At 42.2% G+C, this 14943-nt stretch carries 18 protein-coding genes; 4 read left to right on the top strand and 14 right to left on the bottom strand.

What is annotated here, in order from left to right:
- Positions 1-7: 7 nt before the first annotated feature.
- Positions 8-529 carry a GNAT family N-acetyltransferase gene (locus BMZ58_RS07485; protein WP_075035920.1) on the bottom strand — a complete coding sequence of 174 codons (522 nt, stop codon included), beginning with the start codon at positions 527-529 and terminating at the stop codon, positions 8-10.
- A gap of 294 nt (positions 530-823) precedes the next feature.
- Here BMZ58_RS07485 and BMZ58_RS07480 point away from each other — a divergent pair, with 294 nt between their 5' ends.
- From BMZ58_RS07480 to BMZ58_RS07470, 3 genes are read left to right on the top strand one after another with little or no spacing between them, the layout of a single operon-like run.
- A complete protein-coding gene (locus BMZ58_RS07480; protein ID WP_075035919.1) occupies positions 824-1027 on the top strand; it encodes a hypothetical protein in 204 nt (67 codons plus the stop codon).
- Positions 1003-1416 (top strand): hypothetical protein, encoded by a 414-nt coding sequence (locus BMZ58_RS07475; protein WP_075035918.1) that lies wholly within the window; start codon positions 1003-1005, stop codon positions 1414-1416. Before BMZ58_RS07480 ends, BMZ58_RS07475 begins: the two co-directional genes overlap by 25 nt.
- Positions 1406-1699 (top strand): hypothetical protein, encoded by a 294-nt coding sequence (locus BMZ58_RS07470; RefSeq protein ID WP_075035917.1) that lies wholly within the window; start codon positions 1406-1408, stop codon positions 1697-1699. Before BMZ58_RS07475 ends, BMZ58_RS07470 begins: the two co-directional genes overlap by 11 nt.
- Before the next feature lie 83 nt (positions 1700-1782).
- On the opposite strand, the gene BMZ58_RS07465 is transcribed toward BMZ58_RS07470, so the two are convergent.
- Positions 1783-2766, bottom strand: a complete 984-nt coding sequence (locus tag BMZ58_RS07465; protein ID WP_075035916.1) for a DMT family transporter — start codon at positions 2764-2766, stop codon at positions 1783-1785.
- A 114-nt stretch (positions 2767-2880) separates the two neighbouring features.
- Between BMZ58_RS07465 and BMZ58_RS07460 the strand changes: the two genes are divergently transcribed.
- Complete coding sequence (locus tag BMZ58_RS07460; RefSeq protein WP_075035915.1) at positions 2881-3462, top strand: helix-turn-helix domain-containing protein; 582 nt, start codon at positions 2881-2883, stop codon at positions 3460-3462.
- A gap of 180 nt (positions 3463-3642) precedes the next feature.
- On the opposite strand, the gene BMZ58_RS07455 is transcribed toward BMZ58_RS07460, so the two are convergent.
- The 12 genes from BMZ58_RS07455 to BMZ58_RS07410 form a co-directional block, all read right to left on the bottom strand.
- The gene (locus tag BMZ58_RS07455; RefSeq protein ID WP_075035914.1) at positions 3643-4209 is read right to left on the bottom strand and encodes a DUF4256 domain-containing protein; all 567 of its coding nucleotides are present in this window, start codon (positions 4207-4209) and stop codon (positions 3643-3645) included.
- Positions 4210-4388: 179 nt separating this feature from the next.
- A complete protein-coding gene (locus tag BMZ58_RS07450) occupies positions 4389-4994 on the bottom strand; it encodes a lysozyme inhibitor LprI family protein (protein WP_075035913.1) in 606 nt (201 codons plus the stop codon).
- Between the two features lie 273 nt (positions 4995-5267).
- Positions 5268-5519, bottom strand: a complete 252-nt coding sequence (locus BMZ58_RS07445; protein ID WP_075035912.1) for a hypothetical protein — start codon at positions 5517-5519, stop codon at positions 5268-5270.
- A gap of 247 nt (positions 5520-5766) precedes the next feature.
- Positions 5767-6075, bottom strand: coding sequence for a hypothetical protein (locus tag BMZ58_RS07440; RefSeq protein WP_075035911.1), 309 nt, complete (start codon positions 6073-6075; stop codon positions 5767-5769).
- A gap of 247 nt (positions 6076-6322) precedes the next feature.
- The gene (locus tag BMZ58_RS07435) at positions 6323-6694 is read right to left on the bottom strand and encodes a VOC family protein (protein WP_075035910.1); all 372 of its coding nucleotides are present in this window, start codon (positions 6692-6694) and stop codon (positions 6323-6325) included.
- A 211-nt stretch (positions 6695-6905) separates the two neighbouring features.
- Positions 6906-10337 carry a hypothetical protein gene (locus tag BMZ58_RS07430; RefSeq protein WP_075035909.1) on the bottom strand — a complete coding sequence of 1144 codons (3432 nt, stop codon included), beginning with the start codon at positions 10335-10337 and terminating at the stop codon, positions 6906-6908.
- A 366-nt stretch (positions 10338-10703) separates the two neighbouring features.
- Positions 10704-11591 carry a TIGR01777 family oxidoreductase gene (locus tag BMZ58_RS07425; protein ID WP_075035908.1) on the bottom strand — a complete coding sequence of 296 codons (888 nt, stop codon included), beginning with the start codon at positions 11589-11591 and terminating at the stop codon, positions 10704-10706.
- A gap of 205 nt (positions 11592-11796) precedes the next feature.
- A complete protein-coding gene (locus BMZ58_RS07420; protein WP_244151513.1) occupies positions 11797-12231 on the bottom strand; it encodes a lysozyme family protein in 435 nt (144 codons plus the stop codon).
- Positions 12207-12440: a hypothetical protein gene (locus tag BMZ58_RS21325; RefSeq protein ID WP_208601407.1), complete on the bottom strand. Its 234-nt coding sequence runs from the start codon at positions 12438-12440 to the stop codon at positions 12207-12209. The genes BMZ58_RS07420 and BMZ58_RS21325 overlap by 25 nt, the downstream gene beginning before the upstream one ends.
- 64 nt (positions 12441-12504) lie before the next feature.
- Positions 12505-13527 carry an SLAC1 family transporter gene (locus tag BMZ58_RS07415; RefSeq protein WP_075035907.1) on the bottom strand — a complete coding sequence of 341 codons (1023 nt, stop codon included), beginning with the start codon at positions 13525-13527 and terminating at the stop codon, positions 12505-12507.
- Positions 13528-13768: 241 nt separating this feature from the next.
- The gene (locus BMZ58_RS21430) at positions 13769-14074 is read right to left on the bottom strand and encodes a type III PLP-dependent enzyme domain-containing protein (protein WP_244151508.1); all 306 of its coding nucleotides are present in this window, start codon (positions 14072-14074) and stop codon (positions 13769-13771) included.
- Positions 14074-14937 carry an alanine racemase gene (locus BMZ58_RS07410; protein ID WP_244151507.1) on the bottom strand — a complete coding sequence of 288 codons (864 nt, stop codon included), beginning with the start codon at positions 14935-14937 and terminating at the stop codon, positions 14074-14076. The genes BMZ58_RS21430 and BMZ58_RS07410 overlap by 1 nt, the downstream gene beginning before the upstream one ends.
- Positions 14938-14943: the final 6 nt, after the last annotated feature.

Genomic DNA, 14943 nt, shown 5'->3' with positions numbered 1-14943 from the left:
TCCCCTCCTATAAATGCTTTTCCATACGAATGTCCGCCCACATGCTTCCATCTTTATAGGTGAAGTCCGGGATTCTAGCAACCTCTCTATAGCCGAGTTTCCTATACAACTTATGCGCAGTTTCATTAAATTCAAAAACCCCTAACTCGATCCGCTTCAGACCACGAGCAGCGATTTCCTTTTCCAAAAAACGCATCGCCTGATAACCGGCACCTTTTCCCCGCCCATCCGGTTCACCAATCGTTATTCCGATCCAGGCGGTATCCTGCCTTTTATCAAACAAATGGCCAGGATTCACTATATAATTCATTTCTCCGACTAACACACCTTCCACATAAATAAGAAAAACCTCATGATCCTGCAGCCGTTTTCGCAGATTTTCTGCAGTCACAGTATATCTTTTCCCAGCTGCCTCTTTATCCTTGTTTGGGCGGATCATAGGAATAAGATCCGGATCGTTTTCCCACTGGTTATAGGATTCAGCGATCTCTCTTGTTGGTTCGGTAAGCTTTTCAAACGTAACAGACATTGTCATTATCTCCTTTTTATAATCCTCTGCACCGCCATAAAACAGCCGCGATACTGATTAACATGAACACTGTTCCGAGCTACACATATAAGTGCGGGAAAATAGTACTAGCGGTGGGCCCATTGGTAACATACTAAAGATGGAAAAATCCAACTGCTCCTATTCATCTATTTATCATCATAGAGGATTCAGAAAATTTTTGTCACTATTTTATAGGAAAACTACGCCATTTCTTCCCACCATTCCATGACTGCTTTATAATAACTTCGTATGACAATCTGAAGGAGGAACAATGTGAAAGTGAAATTATGGATACTTCCTGCTTTTTTACTCTTGCTCATAGGTTGCATGGAAGAAGAGTATCCTGAACAGACAAATGGGGAACAAGATGAAACAGCCGAAGAGGGTATGCAAGAAGGTGAAATCGCGAAAGAAGAAGATCCGAGAGAATATACAGCAGAAAACGTCTATCAGTGGCTCAAAACTCTAATCTTTTAGAGGGTGAACCAGAGAGCCCGGCTGATCACATCCAGGACCATCCAGCCTTTGTTGACGGGATCTCCACCAAAGATATTGATATCATAGAATTCGAAACTGCCGATGATGCAGCACAATTCAAAGATGAACCGATTGCTCTCGTCCATGAAAATATTGTACTGATTTTCTTAGGATCCATGAAACAATTGGATAGTTTTCAATCCGTTCTCGAGGCAAGGGAACCGGTGGAAGGACTTTATAAAGCCTATTATAACTCACCAGAACAGCAAAGATTTCGTGCACAAGTTCAGAAACGGAAAGATTGGTGGATTCCAAGGAACTGTCGACTCCTTTTACGATCTGGAGCCATCCCTGAAATCTGCCACCTTTGTCCGCTTTATGTACAATAAAGAAGTAACATGGGAAGGGGTTCTTGTACAAACTTTTCCTGATTTCCTCGTCGTTTATGGGGGCGAGTCGTATAACGGGGAAAACTGGTTGAACATGGAAACCAACAGCACCGAAATGTTACCTTACACATTTGTCGTCGAAACTCAGAATCTAGAAGGGCAATCGCTGGATTTGAATATCGACCGCGGCGACCCAATCAAGGTGAAGGGGAAAATAAATAAGCAAGGAAGTTTGGAAAAGGAATCTCACTGGAAATTAACCGATGGACTTGTAATTCAGTAAAAGGAGGGCATAACATCTGCCCTCCTTCTTACATTGATTATAACCGTTTCGTCATTATTAACAAAGCCTTCGCCATAAATGTGTCATAGTACTTTTTTTCTCACTTTCGGCAAAGCTCCAGTTTTGCTAGCAGCCCCTCTCACACTAAAACTATGCATAATAATACCGAAAATAATAATTCCGATCCCGGCCATCGCCACATTTCCTGGTAAAGGACTGGCTAAAAGCAGGCTTTCACCAACTACTACAAACAAGACTTGGGTAGACTGTGTGGCTTCGACAGCGGCAAGCTTCCCTTGATGGAGCCTTACACGATCTGTCGCAATAAAAAACAGTGTTGTTGCAATGACCCCAGAGCAAACAGCGACAATGAACGATTGGAAAAGCTGTCCCTGAGAAGGAGCACCTACACGGAACAAAGCGACAATACATAGAATCAGCCAGAATGGGAGACTCGCAATGGTCATTCCTAACACTCGCTGAAACGTATCCAATCGCCCGTCACAAAGGACCATCATTTTACGATTGCCGAGCGGATAGGCAAAGGAGGCTACTAACACAGGAAGAATTCCAGCTAACGCCTCACTGAAAGTCAAATCGCCCATCTTTTGAAATTGAATCAGCATAACTCCAATAAGGATGATCGTTGACACAAGCAGAGCCTTCTTTTGAATTCGATGTCGTTGCTTTAGCGGACCGGTTTCGGTTTGCACTGTATAGTAGAACAGAGGAGCAACTAATATTCCCCCTAAAATCGTCACCTGCCACGTACCTGCTACAAGCCAGCCAGGTCCATACGCAGCCGCATACGTTAACGGCGCATAAAAAAGCACAAATCCTACAAAACTCCACCCCAGCCACGGAAGGGGAGCCTTTTTCAATTCTAGAATCACTTGTTTTATGTTATGTCTGATTAGTACAATGAATATTAAAAAAGGAACCATGAATATAAAGCGAAGGGACGAGCTCCACATCCAGCTTCCACCAGCCACCTCCATGGAACGGTTCAATACAAACGTAACGGCAAAAAACATAGACGCTGTAATCCCGAGTAAAATTTCCTTCATTAAAAAAGTCCCGCCTTCCCCCTAAAAAGTATATTAAAGTTTACTCAAAGTATAACATAGTATACAGAATATTTTGTGAATCAAGGAAATAAAACGAAAGGGAGAGATTCAGTCATGGATGAGCAGAAAATAACAGAAGCAGAAAAGCTCAATCGACAAGTAGGAATGAGGTTAAGAGGCATCAGGAAATCCCAGGGCATTAGTTTACAGGAATTAGCTGATCAAACCGATGTAAGTAAATTAACGTTAGGAAAGATTGAAAGAGGGGAAGCTAACCCTTCCTTGACGGTTATTTGGAAAATTGCCAACGGTCTGGCTATTCCCATCTCGGCTTTACTCACCGAGAAACAAGAGGTGGTCCTTTCAAGAAATAACGAAGGAAACAAAATTTTAAGTGCAAATGAAAATCTTACCCTAGAGCCTATGTTCACAAATAGTGGCTATGGATCATTAGAAACCCACCGCGCTACCTTAAATCCAGGCGGCGAGTATTTCGCAGATCCGCACCAGCCAGGTGTCATTGAATATGTAACCGTTATGGACGGAAGTGTCACCATCCATATACAAGATGAGGTCTATGATTTGAATACCTATGACTCCATTAAATTTCACGCAGATCAAAGACATGGATATGTAAACAATGATACTGATCCAGCCGTCCTGCATTTTGTCATGATTTATTCGAATCAAAACTAAAGCATATACGGCCTTTCCCATCAAACACAAAAACTTCATTAAAAAGAAAGCTGAACATGCGGCTCAGCTTTCTTTTTTCTCTTCAAACGATTCCCCATGCTGAATGAATGACTTCCCCCCAAATTACGCAAAAGCATTTAGAAGGCCCCTATCCATTATATAACTTGCTGACCGTGCTAGTTAAACACGCAGCGATCCCCGAAACCCCCTGGACGCGTAGTAGGATTCCGCTCCATTGTGATACAGGAAGACATGACCAAAACGAAAATCGCAAAATAACGCTCCGCCACGGCTTCTGATATCTTCAGGTGTTTGGACCCAACTCGATGTTTTCTTATCGAAATGATCAAGTTCCTGCAACGCTCGATATTGTTCTTCTGTCAAAAGTTCTATGCCCATCGCAGTTGCCATATCCTGAGCGCTATTTCCGGGTTTATGTTTTTTTCTGGATTCGAGGGCTTCCCGGTCATAACAGACACTTCTGCGGCCTTTAGGGCTTTCTGCTGAACAATCATAAAAAATGTATTCGTCTGTCTCTTTATCATAACCGACCACATCCGGTTCGCCCTCAGTGATTTCCATTTCATTAAGCGACCATAACTTTTCGGTATTGGCCTCCAACTTTTCCTGAACTCTCGCCCATTCCATCCCTTCATGGCGGTTCATGTTGTTCTCAAATCGTGCTTGCAAAGTATTGATTAATTCCTCGCGTTGTTCTAATGACAACTCCTTATTAAGTTCCGTCAATTTTTTTTCCTCCTATTAAATAGCTGATTTCCTACGGTCCGTGAACCACAGTATCATCATTCAGTCCAAGGATTTGTTCCATTATGTAATCTGGATCTTGAAGAATGATAATCGCCATCCTAACCTGAAATACTTCTTACCAATTTCTTTCATCTATGAACACAATAAAAGCTGAACAATTACTCCATATAATGGGCAACTAACTTATAAGCCCTTTCTTTCGTAAGGCTTGCTTGTGCAGCCACATATTCTAAGGATTCCATTGAACCACCCTTATATTCGAGGGACGCTTCTTCAGCCGCTTCATCTCTGTATTTTATCCATTGTCGCTGCTCTTCTCTTAATTGATCCATCTGTTCTTTACTGAGCTGTTCCTTCAACACTCCGTAGATTTCATTTAAAGCTTCATCCCACTTTTCGTATCTCTGCTTCTCTTGTTCCTCCATGTCTGCCATGGTTGTTTTAGCCTCTGCATGTTTATCTGCTTCTTCCATGTCATTCAGATTTTTAAGATATGCTTCCTTTTTACTGTTATTGGAAGGATTTTCTTGGTCATTTTGCTGTATGTCTTCCGCAGCTTCTGAAGTATTTTCTGTTTTACTCTCATTTTCTCCTTTATTTGTCATGTCCTCATTTGATGATTCACCATTCATGTTTTGAGTCGAATCACTACTTGATGACTGGTTGTCCGATGTAGCTTTTGACACATCAGAAGAGTCGCAAGCAGCCAAAAGCATAAACAACACGGATACCATGACAAAGAAAAAGTTACGATATTTTTTCATTCCCTTTCCCCCTTCGTAAACCCTCACCAATTCTTTAACGTCCTATTGACGCCAGCCCCCTGTGTACTATATAGCAGGGTACCCGCTGTCACTCTGATAAAAATCTAAAAAACCACCCTTCTTATAAAAAGAAGGAGCCTTTACAATATCTTCCGTCCCCAAAAGTTATCAGTTCAGTCGATTCATTGTTTTTCTCCTCTCTCTTTCATTCATTACTTGTAAGTGAAGAGTTGCTTCTTAACACTTCTAATTCATAACTTACTTCCCTCTGATTTACGGTTGGTTCCATAAAAATGTCGTTACGAAAAATGGCAGGAGAATGGCGAAGAATAGGATCATTCCATTCCCAAACGCTCCAATCTTCTGATAAACAGAACTAGAAGCAAACAAGGACAACATGAACCCTACGAAAGCTAGTACGACACCCACCCTTAATAATTTTTCATAACCGAACAAAGTAAATAGATAGGTTAAGATTCCAGCTAAAAATAAAACGGTAGATAATACTCCTACCATATTTCTCATTTAAGATCTCTCCCTGGTTTTACTAAAGTAAGCGGATAATAGAAGAAAAATCATGGATACAATTAACCCCTCTGCCGCCCTACCAAGAATAAGAGAAATGGGCATGGTTATAGCTGCCAGAAAAAACATCCATTTCCTATTCCATCATCCCCTCCACTACGCTTCTTACTCACCTCCATCTTAACACAAAAATTTCCAAAAAACTGAATAGGTCACTGACTTGAACCAGTGACCTTCTTTCGTATGATTACCACCAGTATGGATAAAACGGCCCCCATCTACGAATGCCCCAGAACGGAAACCCGAATAAACCGAACGGGCCGAAAAACGGGAAGAACAAACGACTGTCATTCCGCTGATTTCCGGATTGTTGTTGATTCGTCGGCATGATCATATACATCTGTTCATCATCAAAACTATGCAGGATCCCTGCATGCATCTGCCCGTCATTCATCTGAATTTGGACCATTTGATAAAGGTTATGATGACAAAAATCATGGATGTTTTGTGGCTGTTGACCGGCCCCTTGCATTTGGGGGTTCCCCTGATTACTCATTCCATCACCCTCCTTCACTCCCTCATCTTATGCACAGAGCCCAGAAAGGTGAAACTTCCTTTTCCGTTTAAAGAAAAGAATGTAACTTTTACACGAGATCTTTTTCAGATGGTTGGTAACCCTCTTAATGGTAGAACCTCCTGACGAACGTATAGGCGTCAACCTGGATATACAGATGACGCCCATAAACGATTATTTTTAAGCATGGTTGTTAAAAATCTTGTATGTAGTTTCTAAGTCTATTTTTTCACCTGTGTTGATCTACGAGGATAGGATTACCATCAGGATCTTCTATTGTAAAATGTGCCGGACCTTCTTTTGATGCCTCTGCTCGAGAAATGATTTCAATCCCTTTTCCTTCCAGCTTACTTTGTAACTCTCTGATGTCTGTAAAGGATTCAAGGTTTTCAGCATTTTGATCCCATCCTGGATTAAAAGTCAGGTTGTTTTTTTCAAACATTCCTTGAAAAAGCCCAATGATACAATCTTGATTTTTCATAATGAGCCAATTCTGAGTAATATCTCCACCCAAGACTTCAAACCCTAATTTTTCATAAAAGGATTTTGAGGCATGAATATCTTTTACATTTAAACTTAAAGAATAAGCGCCTAGTTTCACCCTTACACCTCCTTTTTTTTGTAAACGATAATATTAGTTAAATATAACCGAGTCCGGGGGATGGAACAATTCCCATTCATGACCTTCCCACTTTTCAACCGCATTCCAAAGCGAAAGTTGAAAGCCATTTTTTCAACTAACTTTTGCGCCATTGTCTGAGGATCAATAATCAACTTTCAGGAAAGTCCGATTGATGGAGATGGCTGCTGCATTAATTCCATTTTTTAAATGCTGCCCAAACCTTTTTCCACTTTTGCTCTACAGGTTGTTCCGAATCCGAACGCTGTTTTTTCCATTCATTATAGCTGGCGATCCCAATCAAAACGAGGCCAGCAATAAGCAAGTATACCCACCATGGCATCTGTCCCCAGTACGGGCGGGTTTGGTAGATGACATTAAAAATCAACACCCCCATTCCCACGAGGAAATACGATTTGATGCGGAGCTGCATTCCGATGACCATCGAAATTAACGACAACCCTCCAATCACCCATGCATCCCAAATCGTGTGGCTTTGAATCGCATCTACAACGAGGTAGCCTGCAATAAACAAAAGCAGAGCAAACTGCACATGATTTAGCACAGAACGATAATCCCACCATGTTTTTCGCTTAAGAGCTACAAGTACACCAAGTAGTGGCAACACTTGAAGCTCAGCAAAGATTAGATCAGGGATCACCTCTGCATATTCTTTTAAAACCATCAGATAAGCACCATAGATACTGGCAACTGCCACTGTGTAGAAACTTTTGGTGATGATGTTTTCTTTCCAACGCTCTGCCCCCATGAACAACCACAATCCAACGAACAGGACTGGAATAATTCGGACCCATACACTTTCATCCCCTATGGTGTAGAGACTCAGATAAGCGATATACACAAGGGCGGTCCATGAATAGGCGTCCACCATTATATCGGGGCCTATCAGCCGGCTATGGAAATAACGTCCTGCTGTTAACAGTACTACAGTGCAAATAATCAGGGCTATTATCATTTGGGGACGGCTCCAGACGATGCTCATCTGTTCCCACAGATGGATAGTCGACAAAAGTGGAGCAAAGCGGACGATTGACCAATTTCTCCGGTGCAAAAAGAATAGGATAAGTGCAACATAACCAAGATTCCACCCCCATTCAAAATCCCCTGTCATTCGGGCCTCGACAGTGATGGTGAAAAGGCCGAAAATAGAAAAAGGTATCCAATACCATTCGATCCGATGCCTCCATTTTTCTGAGACTAGTATCCATAATACTGCTATCAGCACACTGGCCAATAAAAAGGCGTATTCTGCCTGAACAATGTCCCAGAGTCCATGTTCTCCCGGGACGGCATAGGTAAGGAGGAAACCTGTACTCAAGGCCGCATAAAGCATGGCTTTGATTTCCCATTCTTTCTTTGCAACGAGAGAACTGTAGATATAGACTCCCAATGGAAGAATCAAAATCAATGGATGGATATTCCCCTCCCCTATTTGATTCAGCATCACGAGTCCAATAATCAAGGGCTGGACGAGATGTGCTAACCAATAGAAATAAGGACGTAACCCGGACCATTTCTTTTCACCAACCTCCGCGAGAACGACGAGAAGTATAGGTGCGAATATCACATACGTGAGAGTTCCCTGAAATGACTCGATTGGCAGGGGTTCAAGGAGTGACAAATAAAAAGCAAGCACTACCACAGAAACGAATCCCCATAAATAGGAGTGGCCGACATACCTCACTAGTAAAAACATCATGCCAATACCGGCAAGCAACATCAGCGGCCTTACTACGACCGGATCCACACTTACATTCGCCATCAATAAAAACATTGCGAGTACATAGGAGCCCTGGGCCACATAAAACGAGGAATCGGCAATGTCCTTTTGACCGAACTTTTTCCATCCATAATGAATTCCTAATAGAATGATAGCCGTCAATGCTAAGTGGAACGGCATCGCGTAACCATCTTCGTAACCTGGCGCCCAATCGATCAACTTCTGATAAAACACAGCCGATGCCAAAAGCCAGGCCAGTGGCTGGACCCAGATAGCCGTGTTGTTTATTACAGATTCCCGGGTATTTGCCGGAACGAAATAGGCAGCAATTCCAAGCAAAACCAGCATTAGCGCACCATAACCATATTGAAGATCAGCCAAACCGTAATAAAGACTTCCGGTTAAAACCAATAACGATACGTAGAAACTGCTCTCTTTAACCGCTTGCAGCCATAATACTTTCGTCCATAAACCAACATACAAAAGGATTATGGAAGCTGTTATGAATAGGAAAAAGAACCACGGACCCAATCTCCATAAATCCCACAATTGAGCAACCGTTACAAAAAAGAAAAACGGTGTAAGATAGGCAAATACATTGTAAGAAGTCAAATGAGACAGGACCAAATAATTGATTGTAATCAACCCATAAGCAGACAATAAAAGCCATGAACTTGCCTCATTCTGAATGAGTATTCCTTCATAACTGATATAAAGAAATGCCAAAAAGGATACGATTCCGCTAGTGTATCGGAACATTCTTTCTATGAAACTATGGTTGCGGAACGCATAAGCTAAACCGATATAAAGCAAACCGACCAGGGCATAGACGAGCGAATCCAGCGATTGCATCGGCGTATGCTCAACGAGCTGGTAAACGGCATAAACGATCATCACCGAAAATACGAACTGATACTCTTTCGTTTTATAGACAAACACCATCGCCATGTAGATGCTTGCAGTCAAAAGCAGATTGAAGCTATAGAATACTTCACTCTGGAAGAAAAATAACATCAATAAAGTAGACACGACGAGGTTCAACTGTGCGAACAAGGGGAGCTCCCGGATAAACAAATGAAGATGATCGTTCTTTCGCAAACGAATATAGCTGATGAGTAAACAAGCATTATACAACATCAACCCAAAGTAAAACGCATCAACAGTTACAGGCAGCGCACCTATAGCAAATCCTGCGGTAAGCGTCAAAAACAATAAAGAGATCCACACATACAACCGTGACTGATGAACAAAGGCGTGACGGACGTATAACGGCAGAGGTAACGACGCTCCAATCAAACCGAGCACATACCTTCCTTCTCCAAATAGCGATAAGTAAGAACCAAAAAGTTCAAAATAACCAATAGCGACGATAACAATTGGGATCAACAAACTACCAAGCGTTAAAAAAGCAAAAGCCGTCTGCCGGATTTTCAGGAAACGTCCGGTTCCGTAACTGAGGGCAAAGAAAAATAGGGAAACACAAGATATAGAAATCACTTTCGTGGCTGCCCCCATCTGTTCCCACTGACTTGTCGCGACAATCAATCCGGTGATCAGTAGGATCGACACTCCTAATATGAGTGTCCATGTAATATTGCGCTCACGAATTTGTTCTGGTGTTTTCTGTTTCTTCTTTTTCACAGGCTTCGTTGCTTCCGACTTCCCGACCGGCTGAGGTACTGCCGATAAATCTTCCCGTAGGTCCTGTGTATGGGCAGCCATAGTCTTTGCTGCCCTTTTTTCAGATTCAAAATCTTCCATATACTCTCTGCGTGCATTTAAAAGTCTTGTATATTCGTCGAATGTTATGTATCCATTATTTCTTAGATGCTCCAATTCTTCTTTGAACACCTTCTGCTTTTCTTCTTTCGATAAAAAAGCCATCTGTCCTCCTCCTCCCCGAAATATATGTGTAATTTTACACTAAACGGGCATTAAGTACAACCAGTCACTTTCCTTCTTTTTTTGGCAAGTAACCAAAGTGATTTTTCTACTAATTGTATTATCCTTTATTCTAAATCTTGTCATAAATAAGAATTAGACCAGTAAATTATTGGTATATTTTTCTAATTGCATTGTAACATGGATATGCGGATGCTTTGCTATAATTCCTCCTGATAAATTTTTGTTAAGTATTATCTTGGAGTATTGAGGCAAAAACATAGTCCAGCCTCTTCCATATTTGATTTAAATCGTGATATTTCATCATTTCCCGGAAAATAAAAAATCTCCCCTTTGAAGGAGAGATTTTCATAAGAGAATATGATCAAACGTTTCTTGAAGAGTGGGATATGTAAACGAAAAACCGGCTTTTTGTAATCGCTCAGGGAGTACCCAGCGACTTTTCAATACAAGTTCTGTTTCCGTACGGATCACTGCCGATCCCACTTCAAGCATCCACTTCGTTGCAGGTAAACCAAATGCCCGGCCCACCTTGTTCCTCAATAACCGCATTAACTCATCATTTCTCACAGGGGTGGGGGCGGAACAATTGAATACACCGTCCAGGTCTTTTCGCTCTTTTAAAAAAAGGACAATCTGTAAGAGGTCTTCCACATGGATCCAGCTGAACATTTGTTTTCCGGAACCTTGCTGGCCACCAAGACCAAATTTCACTAAGTTTTTATACGGCGTCATCACGCCCCCTTCTTCTCCGAGTACAATCGCAGTACGGAGGGCGACTTTCCTCGTTTCCGGCAACTCAAAGGCAAAAAAATTCTCTTCCCAGTTGGTTGCTACATCCACGGAAAAACCAGAACCGATTTCCCCATCCTCTTCTGTCATCGGGCGGTCTTCTGCATGACGGTAAATGGTTGCAGTGCTGGAGTTCATCCACACCTCCGGAGGCTCGTGACATTTGAGAATCGCCTCACCTAAAATGTTCGTGGTTACGACTCTTGATATCATTATTTCATTTTTATTCTTGGCATTATAGCGACAATTGACAGATTTTCCTGCCAAATTAATCAGCATATCTGCTCCTTCAAGTGCCTCTATGATGGCTCTCCGATCGTTCCACGAAATAAATTCCGGCCGTCTTGAGATGACTTTCACTTCATAACCTAGTTTTCTGAACCGTGACTGAAAGTATCCACCGATAAAACCAGTCCCGCCAGCAAGCACTACTTTTTTCATTATAAACCCCCATTCTCATACGGACTTTAACCTTCCCTTTTATTTTAGATAATTTCACAAAAATTGTACAATTTTCCATTACTTTTAACACAATTATTTATTGAAAATAGCTGATTCTAAAGACGTGCATTAGTTCGCCTTTCTACCCTAATTCAAAGCTTGAGAAAATGAAAAAAACCTCTCAAACAAGTCATAGTTTGAAAGGCCTTTAGGAAGCCAAAAGATTTTCATCCGATTCATAATAAGAAAGCACTGCATCCACGTAGTAAATATCCCCATAACACGCCCCATACTGCTCTGCTTCTTCACGGATACAGTTATATTCACCCGTATGCTTCAATTCATCATATTTTTTAGAAGAAAATTCAATCGCTAACTCTTGTGTATATTCCCCACCACGGTCCATAACAAAATCAATGAATCCTAAGCCGAAGTTGTACGATTGCAATGCTAGTTTCACATCACCGTTTGCCCGCTCTAATGTATTGGCAAAATAAGAAACCCCTTGTTTGATCGAACGTTCCGGGTCTTCAATACAGCCGACAGACCCACACAACGATTCAGAGGCCTGCATCGGATCGCTGCCTCTCCCGCCGGACTCCTGCATCATCAGTGCCATTAAGACATCTGTATATTCACCAATGTCTTCTCGCTCCGCATATGTTTCAATTTTTTCTTCATATTGTAAAACCTGTGCAGAAACGGACGGAACTTCCTTTTTTCCGAAGTACTGCTCATCATGCCATCACCAAGCTGAGCTTTCATAGATAAATAGACTAAAAAAAGGAGAAGGACAGGTAGAAGGATTGATCCAAAAGGCAGCCCTTTTTTTCTACTATTCTTTTTCTGCATAAAATTCCATCTCCCCCTCTCCTCCGACGTTTTTCTATTTTCATAGTACCATGCTTTCTGAAGATTAGCTTTCAGGATGCATGTCCAAACGCTCGGACCGGGTGAAGGAAGCTCGGCCCCATAAAGCTATTTCTATGATCAGAGCGAACATGACTACCCATGCCCACGAGATGAGGACAACTTTCTGTACTTCTATGAAGCTCGTCGTATACTTAGGAATATCGAGCATAACCATTGTAAAAGCATAAAACATGCCAAACGTAAAATTACGTGACCACTGACTGATATGGTAAGTGAATACACCCTGTATCCAACCACGCTTCTTCACGCGGACAAACCCTCTCCATAGTTCCACCGTTTCGATCATCACCATAACAAGGACGACCATCAACCAATACCCAAGGACGAACGTTGCTGAAAACATATTTACAGATACGATTGCAAGTCCTGTAATAGATAACGCCCCATGGATAATACAGTTCGTGTTGGCCCAGTCCTCGTCCAATGACCATTTTCCCCTTTTGTAACGAATCACAATGAGGGCCAATCCATTTAGATAAAAAAAGATTCCAAGAATAAGAGTTCCCAAGGCAAGAAAACCTGGTAACACTGGAAGTACGCCTGCCCATAAAATAACAATGGCCTGGGTAGCTACGGTAGATAATAATACAACCCCATGAGTGGCATGGAAGTTCGGACGCTGCCACAGTTGTTTAAAGTTATGGACGCAAATGATCAAAAAGAAAATCCATAAAATTGTGGCCCCTATTGTCCCAACTAATACAAAGTTCCTTAGAGAAGGGAAATACTCAATCAGCACCTGGCACAAAACTGACAGACCCGCAATCCATGAACCGAAGACAAAAGAGTTGACGGGATTACGCAAAAACAGACGCCAAAAGTCTTTTTGGAAACTTTGACGGATGAGCATCGTAAAAATGAGTAAAGAAATGATCAAATACACAAAAGCGAAGATTTCTCCATGATCAGAAAACACTCGCAATGCTCCAAATAAAAATATACCGAGCGCCATAACAATAGCGCCAGCCGCTGGATTAATGATTTTCTTACTTTGTTCCAACATCATTGTCTTTCCCCTTTTTCCTATGAGTGCAACTTCTAATTGTACGATGATTGCCCGAAGATGAAAAGGCTTGTTTACTCAACTAGCATCAAATCGAGCAGAATCTTAAATGAATCGATCCATTCCTCACGATAATCGAGCAATGTCATCCCATTCACGCCGCAATTCAGCATAACCATGCCGTCTTCCTAACTATTTAAATCAACAGCCTTTCCCCAAGTAAAAAACCCGACCTCCGGAGAGATCAGGCCTCATCAATATAGACAAAATCCGGCTGAGGATGACTCAAAAACTCATGATGCGATATAGTCCACGCATAAGCTCCGGCATAGTCGAAAACGACCACATCTCCTGCTCTCAATCGCTCAACATGTTCGTCACTTACAAGGACGTCATTCGGCGTGCAGAGTTCCCCTGTGATCGTCACCCTTTCATCCACTACTTCCGGCCGGGCGAAGGGGTAATTCCATTTTTCCGTAGGGTGAACGCGAAAAGGATGGCTCATCTTCCAGGCAGCAGGCAATCTCAAATGATGGGACCCACCGCGCACTAATGCAAAAGCCTTGTCATGATTTTTTTCACATCCACCACTTCCGTCACATACGAGCCGCATGCTGCTGTCATATAACGACCAATCTCAAGCACCAGGGTCAGTCCTTCCATTTGTGCTTCTAAGGAGTGGAGCCCATATGCCAATATTCCCCAATCGAAAGCATCGTCTGGCTGCCAATAATTGATTCCGATTCCTCCACCAATATCAACCGTTGATACCGATAATTCGTACCGATCGCGCCATATTTTCGCTTTTTCCAAACACAATTCCACAAAACGTACGTGCGCTCGTGCATCAAGATTATTCGACATGGCGTGAAAATGAAAGCCTTCTACCGAAATCCAAGATGTATCTAATATTTTTTCCATCACCTGAGGGAGATCGCGCTCATCTACACCAAATTGAGTCGGGACCCCTGACATCATATGATGGCTCTCCGGAACATCACTGCTTAAATTGACGCGAATCAACACAGGAACCTCCACCTGTTTCTTTTCTGCTGTCAGGGCGATTCGATTTAAGTCGTGAAGACTTTCTACATTGATCGCCTCTACTCCGCGGTCGATTGCAGCAGCAATTTCCCGATCTTTTTTGGCAGGGGCCCCGAAAAGCATGGGGCGATTCAAAGGAACCTTCTCCATCTCTCCTTCTGAAGCGACTTCAAAGCCGTCAACAGTCGAAGCAAGCGTCTGTAACAAACGTCCATCCGGGTTCGCCTTTACTGCATAGTAAAGACGGCAAAAGGATGGCAGGCTTTTTTTAAGCGACTCTGCATGATTTCTCAACTTTCCGAGGTCATATACATAAGCACATACCGGTTCCCCGCCCAATTGTTTTTCTATAAATTTTTCTACATTCATAACGTA

Origin of the sequence: Halobacillus dabanensis (genome assembly GCF_900114165.1) — a bacterium.
GTDB lineage: Bacteria > Bacillota > Bacilli > Bacillales > Halobacillaceae > Halobacillus > Halobacillus dabanensis.
Note: the sequence above shows the minus strand (reverse complement) of the source record. Positions and strands in the feature narration are given on the sequence as shown.